The organism is Streptomyces sp. NPDC053427 (assembly GCF_044544985.1).
GTDB lineage: Bacteria > Actinomycetota > Actinomycetes > Streptomycetales > Streptomycetaceae > Streptomyces.
Genome location: NZ_JBITYA010000019.1, coordinates 95,698 through 111,020, shown reverse-complemented (window position 1 = coordinate 111,020; position 15,323 = coordinate 95,698). Strand labels below are relative to the sequence as shown.

Below are 15,323 nucleotides of genomic sequence, written 5' to 3'. Positions count from 1 at the left end.
ACTACTCCCCCAGCGGCCGCTGCACCGCCAGCAGCGCCATGTCGTCCGCCTGCGCCCCGCCCGTATGCCGGGCGACGTCCGCGGCCAGGGTGTCCAGGAGGGCGTCCGGCCCGGGGAAGTGGCGGCCGCGCAGCCGGTCGGGCGCGTCGTAGAAGCAGCCGGTCCGGTCCCTGGCCTCGGTCACACCGTCCGTGAACAGCAGCAGCAGCGAACCGGCCGGGAAGAACGTCTCGTCCACCCGGTCCGGCCACCCGGCGACGTCGCTCATCCCCAGCGGCAGCGCGGGCGAGGCGGGGGGCAGTTCGCACAGCCCGCCGTCGGGGGAGAGCAGCAGCGGGGCCGGATGGCCGCGGTTGAGGAGGCGCAGGACGGAGCGGGTGCCGGACGGGATCTCCACCAGAACGGCCGTGGTGAACCCCTCGAACTGGTCCAGCCCCGCGCGCCGCCCGCCCTCCCGTTGCAGCGCCCGCTCCAGCCGGCCCGCCACCGCCTCCAAGGTGGCCTCCTGTTCGGCCGCCTCCCGGAAGGCTCCGATGACGATCACCGCGGCCTCCACCGCCTCCAGCCCCTTGCCCCGGACATCGCCGACGATCAGCCGTACGCCGTGCGGGGTCTCCTGCACCGCATAGAGATCGCCGCCGATGCGCGCGTCGGCCTGCGCGGCCACATAGCGCGCGGCGACCGCGAACCCGCCGATCCGGTCGGGCGGGGTGGGCAGCAGGGCCCGCTGGGCGGCCTCGGCGACATCGCGTACGGAGGCGAGGCGGGCGTCGCTGCGCCGGACGACCCGGTTGATGGCGAGCGCCAGGAAGGCGACGACCAGGACGGTCAGGGCCTCGGTGACGGACTGGGTGTTGTCCTGGGTGCTGTGGTACATGGCGATGAGGAACTCGCCCACGAGCGCCACCGCGACCGTGACGGCCGTACCGGCCAGGGAGTAGAGGGGCGCCGCGACCAGGGGAGCGGCGGAGAAGAACGGGGCGGCGGTGTACTGGGGCGGCGTGCCCACGTCGAAGGCCACGCCGCCGGCTATCAGGACGGCGGGCAGCCAGCGGGCCAGGCGGCGACCGCGCGACGACGTCCGGGCGCGGCGCTCCTCCCTCTCGCCCGCGCGGTTCCCGCCGCCTCGAAGCATCCGCACCGGCCTCTTCCCACTGCCCAGGCTCTCGCCACCGCCAAGGCCTCCGACGTCCCAAGGGTTTCGGGTACCGGCCCGGTCGGCGAATCGTCATGGGCCGTACGGGTCACGGGCACGGGCGGCGCCCCGGAGGCTATCCGCGAAGACGGATTCCCTTGACGGCGTTGTCGAAGACCGGCCGGTACGCGTGCCACTGTTCGTTCGGCGCGGAGAGGTAGACGACGTACTGCGTGCCGTCGGTGCCGGAGAACGCCAACTCCACCGCCCGGTACTCCCGCAGCGTGCCGTCGAACGTGAACTCCCAGTACCCCGCGGGCCGTCCCCGGAACGTCGTGGGAGCCATCCGCACCCGCTCGTAGTTCCGGTTGTCCCGACGCGTCTGGGCCTCTTCCGTGTCACGCCAGTGCCGGACGGGATCGGACCCGGCGAACTCGACGACGTTGACCCTCAGGCCCACCCGCCGGGTCGGGTCCAGATAGGCGATTTCACCGCCGGGCATGTCCTTGGGCTGCCAGCCGTCCGGTACGGGTACGGAGAAACCCTGGCCGGCCTTCACAAGGTGGTATCCGGCGGGAAGCGGTGGCGGCGGAGTAGGGCTGCCACTCGGCGCGTGACCGGTGGATCCCGCCGCGGCCGGGCGGGGGCTCTTCGGAGCGGCGCCGCCCTCGGGCCACAGCAGTACGCCGCCCGTCACGGTGGCGGCGACCACCACCACTGCGGCGGACCACAGCGCCGTACGGCGGCCGCGCGCGCCGCCGCCTGCCGGGGCCCGGGGGATCTCCACCCGCTCCGGTCGCGTGGGCGTCTCGACGGGAGCGGTCCGCGTTCCGGCCACCTGGCCGAGGAGGCGTTCGGCCTCGTGCGCGTCCATCCGCCGGTCGGGGTCCTTCACCAGCAGACCGTCGATCACCGGCGCCAGGTCCCCGGCCCTGCGCGGCGGTTCGTATGTGTCGGCGGCGATGGCGTACGCCGTCTCGATCGGTGTGTCGCGCTGGAACGGGTGGCGCCCTTCGACCGCCTGGTACAGCGTCGCTCCGAGGGACCACAGGTCGCAGGCGGGGCCGGGCTCGGCGATCCCGCTGCGGAGGCGTTCCGGCGCGAGGTACTGGATCGACCCGACCAGCTCGCCGGTCCTGGTCAGTGACGGCGTGCCGGACTCCACGGCGATCCCGAAGTCGGTGAGGACGATGCGCCCGTCGTCCCCGAGCAGCACGTTGGCGGGCTTGACGTCCCGGTGCAGCACTCCGGCGTCGTGCGCGGCGCGCAGCGCGGCGGCCATGCTGCGGCCGATCCGGGCCGCTTCGTCGGGCGGCAGCGCGCCCTTCCGCTTCACGAGGTCGCTCAGCGTGACCGAGGGTATGTACTCCATGACGATGCAGGGCAGGCCCTCGTCGTCGACGACGTCATGCACCACGATCACATGGGGATGGGTGATCCGGGCGGCGCTGCGCGCCTCGCGACGGGTGCGCTCGTAGAGCCGCTGGATCTCGTCGTCGTGCAGGTGCGGCGGTACATGCAGCTTCTTCACGGCGACATGCCGGCCGAGCAACTCGTCCTCGGCCCGCCACACGGTGCCCATGCCGCCGCGGCCCACGCGCTCCACCAGGCGGTAGCGGCCGGCTACAAGCCGCCCCGGATCGGACACTGTGAGACCTTCGCCTTCTTCGCGCGCCCGAGCGCGCCGGAACAAGTTGCGGGAGCACCATAGCTGCTGCGGATTGCATGGCCACGGCAGCGGTTTTCCCAGGTCCGGCACGGGCTTTCGGCCCGACGGGACAGGCCCCCGGGCACCCGGAACAACTGCCGTGGCGGTCCGCGGTGTTCGCGACGGGCGCGGGCCGGCCGGAAAGGAACAACGCTCCCCGGCCTCAGCCGAAGGGAGCGCTGTCTCGCAGGTCGGAGGGGGTTTCCCCGACCGATATCGGTGGGCCATCAGGGGCTCGAACCCTGAACCAATGGATTAAAAGTCCACTGCTCTGCCAATTGAGCTAATGGCCCGCACCGAGCAGCATAGCCCGAGGACGCGCCGGGTCCCGAAGGCATTACCCGATACCCCCTCGGCGGGGCGTCCGGACTCCTCGGCCGGGCGCCGGGAAAACCGGCGGTACCGCACGCCACGCACCGCACAACGCACCGGGCCCGTACGGCACTTGCGTGTCGTACGGGCCCGGGTGGATCAGTGGATCAGCGGCTCAGCAATCAGCCGTTGCGCTTCCAGCGCGGCTTGTCCTCGCGGCGGCCGAAGGAGCCGGTCGCGGTGCCGGAACCACGGTGGTCGTCGCGGCGGCCGTAGGGGCGGTCGCCACCGGAGCGGAAGCCGCCACCGGCCGGACGGCCACCGGAGCGGTCGTCACGGTTGAACGGGCGGTCGCCGCCACCGGAGCGGTAGCCACCGGTCGGACGGCCGGCGGAGCGGTCGTCGCGGTTGAACGGGCGGCTCGGGCGGTCGGTCCGGTCGCGGTTGAAACCGCCACCGGAGCGGTCGTCACGACGGTCGCGGTTGAAACCGCCCCGGTCGCCACCGCGGTCGTCACGACGGTCACGGTTGAAGCCACCGCCGGAACGGTCGTCACGACGCTCGAAGGAACGGCCACCCGACCGGTCGTCACGACGGTCGCGGTTGAAGCCACCGCCGGAGCGGTCGTCACGACGCTCGCGGTTGAAACCACCCCGGTCGCCACCGCGGTCGTCACGACGGTCACGGTTGAAGCCACCGCCGGAACGGTCGTCACGACGCTCGAAGGAACGGCCACCCGACCGGTCGTCACGACGGTCGCGGTTGAAACCGCCCCGGTCGCCACCGCGGTCGTCACGACGCTCCCGGCGGTCGAAGTTGCCCCGGTCGTCGCGGCGTTCGAACGAGCGGCGCGGCGCCTCGTCCGCCGTCGCCTGGGCCGGCACGGTGGCCTCGGCGGCGACCTCGGCCTCGGCGGTCTCGGCAGCGGCGGCGAGCGCCTCGGCCGGGTCCTCGCCCCGCTCGCGGGCGGCACGGGCGGTCAGCCGGTCGGCCTCCTCGCGCAGCTCGGTGGCGCGGCGCTGCAGGCGCTCCAGCTCGCGGGTGAGCTCGGCCACCTCACGCTCGGCCTGCTTGGCGGAGTTGTTGGCACCGTCGGCCTGGACCTCGGTGAGCGAACGCGCGCCGGTGATCTTGGCGACGTCCTCGTCGAACGCGCCGGAGCCGCCGACGATGTGGCGCGAGGCGTCCACGCCCGCGTCCTCCATCAGACGGAAGATCTGGCGGCGCTGGTGCGGCAGCGACAGGGAGACGACGGTGCCGGACTGGCCGGCGCGGGCGGTACGGCCCGAGCGGTGCAGGTAGTCCTTGTGGTCTCCGGCCGGGTCGACGTTCAGGACCAGGTCGATGCCGTCGACGTGGATGCCGCGGGCGGCGACGTCGGTGGCGACCAGCGCGTTGACGTAGCCGTCCTTGAAGTCGGCGAGGACGCGGGTACGCGCGCCCTGGGTCATGCCGCCGTGCAGCGCGTCCGCCTTCACGCCCGCGTCGACGAGCTGCTCGGCGATGCGGTCGGCGCCCAGCTGGGTGCGGACGAAGATGATGGTGCGGCCCTTGCGGGCGGCGATGGCGGCGGTGACCGGCGCCTTGTCCTTCGGCTTCACGACGAGGACGTGGTGGGTCATGGTGGTGACGTTGCCCTGGGCGCTGTCGACCTCGTGGCTGACCGGGTTGCTCAGGTAGCGCTTGACCAGCGTGCCGATCTCGTTCTCCATCGTGGCGGAGAAGAGCATCCGCTGGCCGCCGGCCGGAACCTGGTCGAGCAGCTCGGTGACCTCGGGCAGGAAGCCCAGGTCGGACATCTGGTCGGCCTCGTCGAGGACGGCGACCTGGACGGCGTCGAGCGAGCACGCGCCGCGGTTGATGATGTCGCGCAGCCGGCCGGGGGTGGCGACGAGGACGTCGACGCCGCGCTCCAGGGCGTAGATCTGGTTGCCCATGGACGTACCGCCGCAGACGACCTTCATCTTCAGGCCGAGGACGTCGCCGTAGGGCTGGAGGGCGTCCGCGACCTGCATCGCGAGCTCACGGGTCGGGGTGAGGATGACAGCGCGCGGCTTCTTCTTCTCGGTGTGGCCGCCGGCGAGCTGCGCCAGGGTCGGCAGACCGAAGGAGAGCGTCTTACCGGAGCCGGTGCGGCCGCGGCCGAGGATGTCCTTGCCGGCCAGGGCGTCCGGGATGGTCGCGGCCTGGATCGGGAAGGGGGTGGTGACGCCGTTCTGCGCGAGCTTGCGGACGACGCCCTCGGGCAGTCCGAGGTCGGCGAAGGTGATGGTGGGCTCGGCGGCCTCCACGGCCTCGACGGTGTCCGTCGTCTCGGCCGACTCGATCACCTCGGGAGCCGTCTGCTCATCGGCTGCGGGCATGACGGACTGCTCAGTGGAAATTGACATGCGAAATGCGAAACCTTCCGGAGTCTCGGCACGCGCCCAAACTCCGTGTGTTTCACACGACCGCCTCTATGCGGTCAGCCACGGCAAGGGAGAGAACGCGCCACGCGGCGCGCTTCTGTTCTGGCGCCGGGCAAATGGGATCAAACGATCTACCACCATACGCACCCTGCCCCCCGGAAGGCAAATGGCCTCCCGAACGACCGGGCCCCACCACCGTACGCGCCCCCGCGCACACGCCCTACGCCTCGGGCCATCCACCCGGCTCCACCTGCGAAAACATCGAACCGGGCGCAGATTCGGGCACCGAGGCGGAGGGCGACTGCCCGGAGGCCTGCGAGCTGGGCTGCGGCGGGCCGCTGGGCGGCTGGGTCGGCTGGGCGGTGGGCGTGGAGGGGGGCGGCGAGGCCGGCGGGGAGGACGCCCCGCCGGGGTGCGACGGCATCGGGTCCGCGGACCCGCCCCCGGGCGGGCGGCTGTGCCCGCCGTTGCCGCTCCCCTCGCTCGGCACCGGGCCGGACGGCTGCACCGACCGCGGCGGCGCGCTCCGCGCGGGCTTCTTCGGCGTCGCACCCGCCGACGGCTCCTCGTCGCCCGTACCGTCGTCCGCGGGCCGCCGCTTCCCGTCGCCGCGCACCGTCCGGTGCGCACCGTCGCCGCGCCCGTCCGTCGTCAGCCTCCCGGGCCGGGGCGGGCCGTCCTTGCCGTCACCGTGCCGCGCGGCGCTGCCCGGCAGCTTCGGGGGCTCCGCATCGCTGACGCTCATGCAGCCGGCCAGCGCCGCGGCCAGCGCCGAGACGGTCACCGCGGCGGCGGTGACGCGGGCCAGCGGACGCCCGGCCGACGACGGGGGCGCATCGTCCGGGCGGGGGTCGACTGAAGGGGTACGGGACGAATGACCTGACGCGATCGGGCGCACGGGTGGGACCTCCGGATCCGGAGCGCAGGGACGGCGGTACGGACTCCCTGCCCAACTCCCGCCCGCCGCCTGAGGACACGCGTGCGGGGCGTCCGATCCCGTCAGCCGTAGCCCAGCGCGTGCAGCCGCTCGTCGTCGATACCGAAGTGGTGGGCGATCTCGTGAACGACCGTCACCTCCGTCTCCGCGACGACGTCCTCGCGTGACGCGCACATCCGCAGCGTCGGCAAGCGGTAGATGGTGATCCGGTCCGGCAGCACGCCCGCGTACCACTCCCCGCGGTCGGTCAGCGGCGTCCCCTCGTACAGCCCGAGCAGGTCGGGGTCGTCGGCCGGGGGCTCGTCCTCGACGAAGACCGCCACGTTGTCCATCAGCCGGGTCAACTCCGGCGGAATCCGGTCCAGCGCCTCGGCGACCAGTTCCTCGAACTCCTCGCGCGTCATTTCCAGCACACCACCATTCTCCCCCGTAACGCGGCCCCCGTACGCCCCGTGGACACACTCCCGGCGCGGCCCGCCCCCTGCTTCACGGAGCCGCCCGCTCCCCGCTTAATGACCGCCACACAGGGGCATACGGGACCAATGGACCGCGCAGCGCGCTCCCGGCCGATGACCGCAGAACACCTCCTCGATGCCGTAAGGGCACATGCCCCAAGGGCGCGGAAGGCACCCCCGTCGCCCCTGATGGCCGACGTCGGTCGGCGGCAGCCGCACCCCTGCGCCCGCGCCCTCGGCCTGATAGCCGTCACCGTCCTGGGCGCCTGGCTGGGACTGCTCGTCCTCGGCACCGCGCACACCCCGGTCGGCCCGATGGACACGAGCATGACGCTGCGGCCGTCCCTGACCGGCGGCACCCGGATCGATGTCGCACCCCTGGGCGACCTGGAGCTGAACAGCCACTACGCACCACTACGGCTCGATGTCGACGTCGATCGGCTGGATCCGGTCCGCGCCCAGGCGCTGGTCGACCACCCCGAGCGGTTCGCCGGGCTGCAGGCCGAGGTCACCCACGACGTGACCCGCGGCGCCATCGGGCTGGCCCTCCGCTCCTGCGCCGCCGTGGCCTGCGGCGCCGCCGCGCTGAGCCTGGCCGTCCACCGCCGCCCGCGCCGCGCCCTGGCCGCCGGCGGCCTCGCCCTCACCCTGCTCGCCGCCTCCGCGGGCGCCGCGTACGCCACCTGGAACCCGCAGTCCGTCCTGGAGCCGAAGTTCTCCGGACTGCTCTCCTCGGCCCCGTCCGTGGTCGGCAACGCCCGCAACATCGTCAGCGAATTCGACGTCTACCAAAAGGAGTTGGCGCGCCTGGTCACCAACGTCACCAAGCTCTACGACGCCACCTCGACGCTCCCGGCCTACCAGCCGGACCCCAGCACCATCCGCGTCCTGCACGTCTCCGACATCCACCTCAACCCCGGCAGCTGGCGGATCATCGCCTCCCTGGTCGAGCAGTACCGGATCAACGTGATCATCGATACGGGCGACACCATGGACCACGGCTCGGCCGCCGAGAACCACTTCCTGGACCCGGTCTCCACCCTCGGCGCCCCTTACGTCTGGGTGCGCGGCAACCACGACTCGCGCACCACGCAGAAGTACCTGACCGGCCGCAAGCACGTCATCGTCCTCGACAACGGCAAGGTCACCCAGGTGGCCGGGGTGCGGATCGCCGGCGTGGGAGACCCCCAGTTCACGCCGGACCGCTCCGTGGTGGCGGCCGGCGAGCCCGCGGAGCGCACGGCCGGCGGCCGGCTCGCCGACTCGCTGCGCACCCAGCGGCTGGCGGACACGCCCGTCGACATCGCGCTGGCCCACAACCCCACCGCCGCCACCGAGGCCGACGGCCTGGCCCCGCTGGCCCTGGCCGGACACCTCCACCACCGCGTGAACACCACGCTCCCCCAGGGCACCCGGCTGATGGTCGAGGGCTCGACGGGCGGCGGCGGACTGCGCGCCGTACAGAACAAGAAGCCCGCGCCGGTCCAGGCGTCGGTGCTCTATCTGGACCGCACGACCAAACGGCTGCAGGCCTGGGACGAGATCACCCTCGGCGGCCTGGGCCTGTCCCGCGCCGAGGTCAGCCGCCACCTCCCCCGGGAGAACCAGCCCGGGGCCACCCCGTCCCCGAGCCCCTCGTCCGGACCTTCCGTGCCCTCGACCAGGAGCCCTTCCCACGGCCCCGGTAACCGCCCCCGGTAAACCGTTTTGGCGAACCGTCCTCCCATCCCATATGCTTCTCACGTCCCCGACGGCGCCGGTAACGACGCCAAGGTGGCCACCAGCCCTCATCGTCTAGTGGCCCAGGACGCCGCCCTTTCAAGGCGGTAGCACGGGTTCGAATCCCGTTGGGGGCACGTATTACCGTGTGCGAGAATGACTCACGTCGCTTTCGCACAATGCAAGGTCCTGTGGAGCAGTTTGGAGTGCTCGCCACCCTGTCAAGGTGGAGGCCGCGGGTTCAAATCCCGTCAGGACCGCTGCGGCTGGGTAGCTCAGTTGGTACGAGCGATCGCCTGAAAAGCGATAGGTCGCCGGTTCGACCCCGGCCCCAGCCACACCCTTTGGGCAAGGCCCCGGTTCTTGGAACCGGGGCCTTTGTCATGTCCGATCGCCGGCCGTTTCCCCAGAGGCATCTCCCTTCGACTGCCAGAAGGTCAGCCCGCCACCGGCGAAGACCGCACCCCATGCCACCAGGTGCGCCACCACCTTCCCCAGCCCCATACCCAGGTGTGGTGCGCCGATGACCAACCAGATGGCGAGCGCGATCCCGGCGGCGATCAGGACGAGTCCGGCTGAGCGCTGTAATCCCTTGTTCATGCGGGCATTGTCGGTCGCTCGTCCGAGTGAGCGCCCTCTTTTTTACGCGGGCGGCGACCTCAGGCATCCGCCGCGTGTTCGGGCGTCCCGATCTCCCGCCCACCCGGATGGCGGTGCCGCCACACCCAGAAGACGGTGCAGGAGACCACCGCCCAGCCGGCCAGCACCAGATACGGGAAGAGATGCTGGTGCCCGCCGAAGTAGACGGCGGTGTGCTGGGCGTTGACCGAGCCGCCGGGCGGCAGCCAGCGGCCGATGTGGCCGAGGGCGGAGGGCAGCAGGGGCCAGGAGACCGCACCGCCCGAGGAAGGATTGCCGAGCAGGACCATCAGGCCCCAGGTGGGGAGCATCGCCCAGCGGCCCATCAGGGTGTTGAACATCGAGAAGACCATCCCGGACGTGAACATCGTCAGCGCCAGGATCAGCCAGGACTGCACGAACGGCAGGCGCAGCGCGCCCAGCCACCAGTCGGCCACCGCGACGATGGCGAAGCCGCCCAGCAGGGCGTAGGCGATCGTGAAGGCGATGCGTTCGACCGGGTTGAGGCCGCGGGCGTGCACGCTGAGCTGGATGGCGCCGACGAAGCCGATGATCACGGCGGCCAGCGAGATGTAGAAGAGCGCGAGGCCGTGGGGGTCTCCCTTCTGGAGCGGCTTGATGTCCCGGATGCGGACGTCCAGGCCGGCCGCCTTGCCGACCTCGGCGCCCGTCTCGGCCAGCAGCTGCGCCACCGACGCGCCCGCGGCGCCGGCCACGTCCAGCTCCACCGCCCGCCCGCGGGACCGCAGGACGGCGAACTCCCGCTGCTCCTCGACGGCCGTCGCGGCGGCGGCGTAGCTGTCGTACCCGGTCAGCCGCAGCGTGCCGTGCAGCGCCTTCTCCATGCCCGCGGCGAACGCCCGCTCCGCGGGGGCGTCCCGGAGGCCGACCACGGCGGTCGGGATGTGCCGCGGCGTGGGGTTGGCCATGGCGTAGGTGTACGAGCCGGCGAAGAGGCCCGCGGCGGCGGCGAGGATGAAGACGAGGACGATCGCGGGAAGGAACGGCGACGCCTTGACCGCCGCCCATTTCCCCCCGCCGGTCGGCGGCCGTCCGTGCGCACCGTGGGGTGCGGAGGCGCCACGCTGATCGGACATGGGAAACACGCTAAAGGACGATTCCCGTACAGACCCGGGCGGATCACCCGACCGCGCGCAGTCTTACGGCGGCCGTCCGCAAATGGTTCGCCACGCGATTCGGCGAGGTGAGATCCTGGGGGACGTATGTCCAGTCAGCCTGCCTCCGCCCTGCCCGACGGCACTGCTCCCACTTCGCCCGGCGGCACCCCTCCCACCCTGCCAGCCCTGCTGGAGCGTCTCCCCGAGCTGATGCTGCGCGACCAGCAGCGGCTGGGGCGCCGGCTCGACGGCGCACGCCGGATCCGCAAGCCCGAAGCCCGCGCGGCCGTGCTGGCGGAGATCTCCGACGGCATCGACGAGGCGGAGCTGCGGGTCGCCCAGCGGCGCGCCGCCGTCCCGGAGATCACGTATCCGGAAGAGCTGCCGGTCAGCCAGAAGAAGGACGACATCCTCGCCGCGATCCGCGACCACCAGGTCGTGATCGTCGCCGGTGAGACCGGCTCCGGCAAGACGACGCAGATCCCCAAGATCTGCATGGAGCTGGGCCGGGGCGTCCGGGGCCTGATCGGGCACACCCAGCCGCGCCGGATCGCGGCCCGTACGGTCGCCGAGCGGGTGGCCGAGGAGCTGCGGACGCCGCTGGGCGAGGCGGTCGGCTGGAAGGTCCGGTTCACCGATCAGGTCGGCGGCGACACGCTCGTCAAGCTGATGACGGACGGCATTCTGCTCGCCGAGATCCAGACGGACCGCGAGCTGCGCCAGTACGACACGATCATCATCGACGAGGCGCACGAGCGCAGCCTCAACATCGACTTCATCCTGGGGTATCTGGCGCAGCTGCTGCCCAAGCGCCCGGATCTCAAGGTGGTCATCACCTCCGCGACCATCGACCCCGAGCGGTTCTCCCGGCACTTCGGGGAGGCGCCGATCGTCGAGGTCTCCGGCCGTACGTATCCCGTGGAGGTGCGCTACCGGCCGCTGCTCGAGGAGGGCGGCCAGGCCGCGGCCGATTTCAAGGACGCCGACCGCGACCAGATCACCGCGATCTGCGATGCGGTGGACGAGCTGCAGGCCGAGGGGCCGGGCGACATCCTGGTCTTCCTCTCCGGCGAGCGGGAGATCCGCGACACCGCGGACGCGCTGATAAAGAAGAACCTCCGGTCGACGGAGGTGCTGCCGCTCTACGCGCGGCTCTCGCACGCCGAGCAGCACCGCGTCTTCCAGCGGCATACGGGGCGGCGGATCGTGCTGGCCACGAACGTCGCCGAGACCTCGCTGACCGTCCCGGGCATCCGGTACGTCATCGACCCGGGCATGGCCCGTATCTCCCGCTACAGCTTCCGCACCAAGGTGCAGCGGCTGCCCATCGAGCCCGTCTCGCAGGCCAGCGCCAATCAGCGCAAGGGCCGCTGCGGCCGCACCAGCGACGGCATCTGCATCCGGCTGTACTCCGAGGACGATTTCCTCGCCCGGCCGGAATTCACCGACGCGGAGATCCTCCGGACGAATCTGGCCTCCGTCATCCTGCAGATGACCGCGGCCGGCCTCGGCGACATCGAGAAGTTCCCGTTCATCGATCCGCCGGACCGCCGCAACATCAAGGACGGCGTCGACCTGCTGGGCGAGCTCGGTGCGCTCGACGCCCAGCAGAAGGACCCCAAGAAGCGGCTCACCCCCATCGGCCGCAAGCTGTCCCAGCTGCCGGTGGACCCGCGGCTGGCGCGGATGGTGCTGGAGGCGGACCGCAACGGCTGTGTCCGCGAGGTCATGGTCATCGCGGCGGCGCTGTCGATCCAGGACCCGCGCGAGCGGCCCTCGGACAAGCAGCAGCAGGCCGATCAGCAGCACGCCCGCTTCAGGGACGAGACGTCCGATTTCCTGGCGTTCCTCAATCTCTGGCGTTATGTCCGCGAGCAGCAGAAGACGCTGTCCTCGTCCGCTTTCCGCCGGATGTGCCGGTCCGAGTTCCTGAACTATCTGCGGATACGCGAGTGGCAGGACATCTACTCGCAGCTGCGTACGGTCGCCAAGTCGATGGGCATTCACCTCAGCGAGGAGGATGCCGCACCGGACCACATTCACACCGCGCTGCTTTCCGGTTTGCTATCGCATATCGGACTGAAGGACACGGACGCCAAGAACGAATATCTGGGCGCCCGCAACGCCAAGTTCGCGGTGTTCCCCGGCTCCGCGCTCTTCAAGAAGGCCCCGCGCTGGGTGATGTCCGCGGAGCTGGTCGAGACGTCCCGGCTGTGGGCCCGGGTCAACGCCAAGATCGAGCCCGAATGGGTCGAGCCGCTCGCCCAGCACCTGGTCAAGCGCACGTACAGCGAGCCGCACTGGGAACAGAAGATGGCCGCGGTGATGGCCTACGAGCGGGTCACGCTCTACGGCGTCCCGCTCGTCGCGCAGCGCAAGATCACCTACGGCCGGATCGACCCGGAGACCTCGCGCGATCTGTTCATCCGCAATGCCCTGGTGGAGGGCGATTGGCGAACTCACCACCAGTTCTTCCATGACAACCGCAAACTGCTCGGCGAGGTCGAGGAGTTGGAGCACCGCGCCCGGCGCCGCGACATTCTCGTGGACGACGAGACGCTCTTCGACTTCTACGACCAGCGCATTCCGGAGGACATCGTCTCCGGCGCGCACTTCGACGCGTGGTGGAAGAAACAGCAGCGCGAAGAGCCGGAGCTGCTGAACTTCGAGCACTCGATGCTCATCAATGAGTCCGCCGAAGCCGTCACCAAGGATGACTATCCGGATTCCTGGCGGCAGGGAAAGCTGAAGTTCAAGGTCACGTATCAGTTCGAGCCGGGCGCGGACGCGGACGGCGTGACCGTCCACATCCCCCTCCAGGTCCTCAACCAGGTCTCGTCCGAGGGCTTCGACTGGCAGATCCCGGGCCTGCGCGAGCAGCTGGTGACGGAGCTGATCCGGTCGCTGCCCAAGCCGATCCGCCGCAACTACGTGCCGGCGCCGAACTTCGCGGCCCGCTTCCTGGACTCGACGGTGCCCCTGCAGGGCGCCCTCACCACCTCTCTGGCCGCCGGGCTGCAGCGGATGGTGGGCGTACCCGTCGAGGCCGGTGACTTCGACACCGCCAAGATCCCCGACCATCTGAAGATCACCTTCCGGGTGATCGACGAGCGGCGCCGCAAGCTCGCCGAGGCCAAGGACCTGGAGGCGCTGCGGCTGCAGCTCAAGCCGAAGACCCGGGCCGCCATCTCCAAGGCCTTCGAGCAGGCCGCCGAACGGCCCGCCAGGGACGGCAAGGGCGCGAAGGGCGACGGGGCGACGGCGCTGGCCGGTCTGGAGCAGCGCACGGGGCTCACGTCCTGGACGATCGGCGCGCTGCCGCGCACCTTCGAGACCCGGCGCGCGGGCCAGCCGCTGAAGGCGTACCCGGCGCTGGTGGACGAGGGCGGCAGCGTCGCCGTACGGCTCTTCGACACCGAGGCCGAGCAGTTGCAGGCGATGTGGGCGGGCACCCGCCGCCTCATCCTGCTCAACGTCCCCTCCAACCCCGCCAAGTTCGCCCAGGGCAAGCTGAGCAACCAGCAGAAGCTCGCGCTGTCGCGTAATCCGCACGGCTCCATCGGGGCGCTCTTCGAGGACTGTGTGACCGCCGCCGCCGACCGGCTGATCGCGGCGCGCGGCGGGCCGGCGTGGGACGAGGAGTCCTTCCGCAAGCTGTTCGACGCGGTGCGCGCGGACCTGGTGGACGCCACGCTGAAGACCGTCCAGCAGGTCCAGGAGGTGCTGGCCGCCTGGCAGGCGTGCGAGCGCCGGCTGAAGGACACGACGTTCCCCTCGCTGCTGCCGTCGCTGACGGACATCAAGGAGCAGCTGGCGGCACTGATCAGGCCGGGCTTCGTGACCGCGCACGGCGCCAAGCGGCTGCCGGACCTGATGCGCTATCTGGTGGCCGTCGACCGCCGGCTCCAGCAGCTGCCCACCAACGCCGAACGGGACCGCACCCGGATGGCGAAGGTCAAGGAGATGCAGGACGAATACGCCTGGCTGCTGGAGCAGTTCCCCCAGGGGCGGCCGGTGCCGGCCGCGGCCCGGGAGATCCGATGGATGATCGAGGAGCTGCGAGTGAGCTACTTCGCGCATGCGCTGGGGACCGCGTATCCGGTCTCCGACAAGCGCATCGTGAAGGCCGTGACCGCCGCCGCGCCCTGACCGGCGGGCGGCCCTCGGCATCGGGTTCGACCGCACCCCCTGACCTGCTGTAGAGTCTTGCTTCGCAGCCCGCCGCAAGCGGGAGGCAAACGCAAGGTCCTGTGGAGCAGTTTGGAGTGCTCGCCACCCTGTCAAGGTGGAGGCCGCGGGTTCAAATCCCGTCAGGACCGCTTTTTTTACGGCCCGCATCGTCACACGATGCGGGCCGTTTTGCTGCCCGTATGCGCCTATGGCGCCGCAGGCCGTCTTGACGGCGGCACGGGCCCCCGGTACTCACAGAGGAAGCGCGGGGGCCGGGGAGGTGCGTGCGGATGACGACTGCGGCGAAGCACGAGACGAGGGCGCTGCTGCGTGCCCATCTCTCAGCCGCCACGAGGTACCGGCATCTGACGCGGCACTGCCCCGTCTGCCACCGGCTGCTGCGGCTCGTCATGGAGCCGCGCAAGACCCGTCCGGGGGCCGCCGCGCCCGCGGAGCCCGCCGCCTCGTCGCCGGCCGTCTGCGGGAGACCTGCGGCGGAGGACGAAAGCCCGCCCGCGCAGTGACCATGACGCCCGCCTCACCGTGCCTGCGGTGGGAGGCTGTTGAGGCGGCGGGCGGGAAGTTCACTACCGCAGCCGCCACGCCCCCTTCAAGGACCGCGGCGTGTGACGGGTGTCACCGAACAAGTTTCACGGGATAGGGAACTTACCCCCGCCCTACAACGGGTCAATTTAATATGTGCAATTGCACTTCCCGCCGAC

The 15,323-nt window shown here is 71.2% G+C and carries 10 protein-coding genes and 5 tRNA genes; 7 read left to right on the top strand and 8 right to left on the bottom strand.

The genetic code is table 11. From position 1 onward, the window contains the following. Position 1: 1 nt before the first annotated feature. The 6 genes from ACIGWZ_RS38035 to ACIGWZ_RS38010 all read right to left on the bottom strand — a co-directional run bounded on the left by ACIGWZ_RS38035 (position 2) and on the right by ACIGWZ_RS38010 (position 6,913). A complete protein-coding gene (locus ACIGWZ_RS38035; RefSeq protein ID WP_400072411.1) occupies positions 2-1,135 on the bottom strand; it encodes a PP2C family protein-serine/threonine phosphatase in 1,134 nt (377 codons plus the stop codon). A 136-nt stretch (positions 1,136-1,271) separates the two neighbouring features. Beyond that, entirely contained in the window at positions 1,272-2,783 is a 1,512-nt protein-coding gene (locus ACIGWZ_RS38030) for a serine/threonine-protein kinase (protein ID WP_400072374.1), read from the bottom strand. A 280-nt stretch (positions 2,784-3,063) separates the two neighbouring features. Beyond that, positions 3,064-3,136 (bottom strand) — tRNA-Lys (locus ACIGWZ_RS38025). 201 nt (positions 3,137-3,337) lie between these two features. Then, the gene (locus ACIGWZ_RS38020; protein WP_400072372.1) at positions 3,338-5,545 is read right to left on the bottom strand and encodes a DEAD/DEAH box helicase; all 2,208 of its coding nucleotides are present in this window, start codon (positions 5,543-5,545) and stop codon (positions 3,338-3,340) included. A 238-nt stretch (positions 5,546-5,783) separates the two neighbouring features. Continuing rightward, positions 5,784-6,461 (bottom strand): hypothetical protein, encoded by a 678-nt coding sequence (locus ACIGWZ_RS38015; RefSeq protein ID WP_400072370.1) that lies wholly within the window; start codon positions 6,459-6,461, stop codon positions 5,784-5,786. A 101-nt stretch (positions 6,462-6,562) separates the two neighbouring features. Then, the gene (locus tag ACIGWZ_RS38010; protein ID WP_400072368.1) at positions 6,563-6,913 is read right to left on the bottom strand and encodes a metallopeptidase family protein; all 351 of its coding nucleotides are present in this window, start codon (positions 6,911-6,913) and stop codon (positions 6,563-6,565) included. A 129-nt stretch (positions 6,914-7,042) separates the two neighbouring features. Here ACIGWZ_RS38010 and ACIGWZ_RS38005 point away from each other — a divergent pair, with 129 nt between their 5' ends. The 4 genes from ACIGWZ_RS38005 to ACIGWZ_RS37990 all read left to right on the top strand — a co-directional run bounded on the left by ACIGWZ_RS38005 (position 7,043) and on the right by ACIGWZ_RS37990 (position 9,012). Continuing rightward, positions 7,043-8,656 (top strand): metallophosphoesterase, encoded by a 1,614-nt coding sequence (locus ACIGWZ_RS38005; protein WP_400072366.1) that lies wholly within the window; start codon positions 7,043-7,045, stop codon positions 8,654-8,656. 82 nt (positions 8,657-8,738) lie between these two features. Then, positions 8,739-8,811: transfer RNA gene (locus ACIGWZ_RS38000), tRNA-Glu, on the top strand. Positions 8,812-8,859: 48 nt separating this feature from the next. After that, a tRNA-Asp gene (locus tag ACIGWZ_RS37995) sits at positions 8,860-8,934 on the top strand. A 4-nt stretch (positions 8,935-8,938) separates the two neighbouring features. Continuing rightward, positions 8,939-9,012 (top strand) — tRNA-Phe (locus tag ACIGWZ_RS37990). A gap of 43 nt (positions 9,013-9,055) precedes the next feature. On the opposite strand, the gene ACIGWZ_RS37985 is transcribed toward ACIGWZ_RS37990, so the two are convergent. Both ACIGWZ_RS37985 and ACIGWZ_RS37980 read right to left on the bottom strand, forming a co-directional pair. Next, a complete protein-coding gene (locus tag ACIGWZ_RS37985; RefSeq protein ID WP_400072364.1) occupies positions 9,056-9,274 on the bottom strand; it encodes a hypothetical protein in 219 nt (72 codons plus the stop codon). 59 nt (positions 9,275-9,333) lie between these two features. After that, complete coding sequence (locus ACIGWZ_RS37980) at positions 9,334-10,410, bottom strand: ABC transporter permease (RefSeq protein ID WP_400072362.1); 1,077 nt, start codon at positions 10,408-10,410, stop codon at positions 9,334-9,336. Between the two features lie 126 nt (positions 10,411-10,536). On the opposite strand from ACIGWZ_RS37980, the gene hrpA reads away from it, so the two are divergent. The 3 genes from hrpA to ACIGWZ_RS37965 all read left to right on the top strand — a co-directional run bounded on the left by hrpA (position 10,537) and on the right by ACIGWZ_RS37965 (position 15,125). Further along, positions 10,537-14,580: an ATP-dependent RNA helicase HrpA gene (gene hrpA, locus ACIGWZ_RS37975; protein ID WP_400072360.1), complete on the top strand. Its 4,044-nt coding sequence runs from the start codon at positions 10,537-10,539 to the stop codon at positions 14,578-14,580. A 95-nt stretch (positions 14,581-14,675) separates the two neighbouring features. After that, positions 14,676-14,750 (top strand) — tRNA-Asp (locus ACIGWZ_RS37970). A gap of 141 nt (positions 14,751-14,891) precedes the next feature. Beyond that, entirely contained in the window at positions 14,892-15,125 is a 234-nt protein-coding gene (locus tag ACIGWZ_RS37965) for a DUF6274 family protein (protein WP_400072358.1), read from the top strand. Positions 15,126-15,323 lie beyond the last annotated feature (198 nt).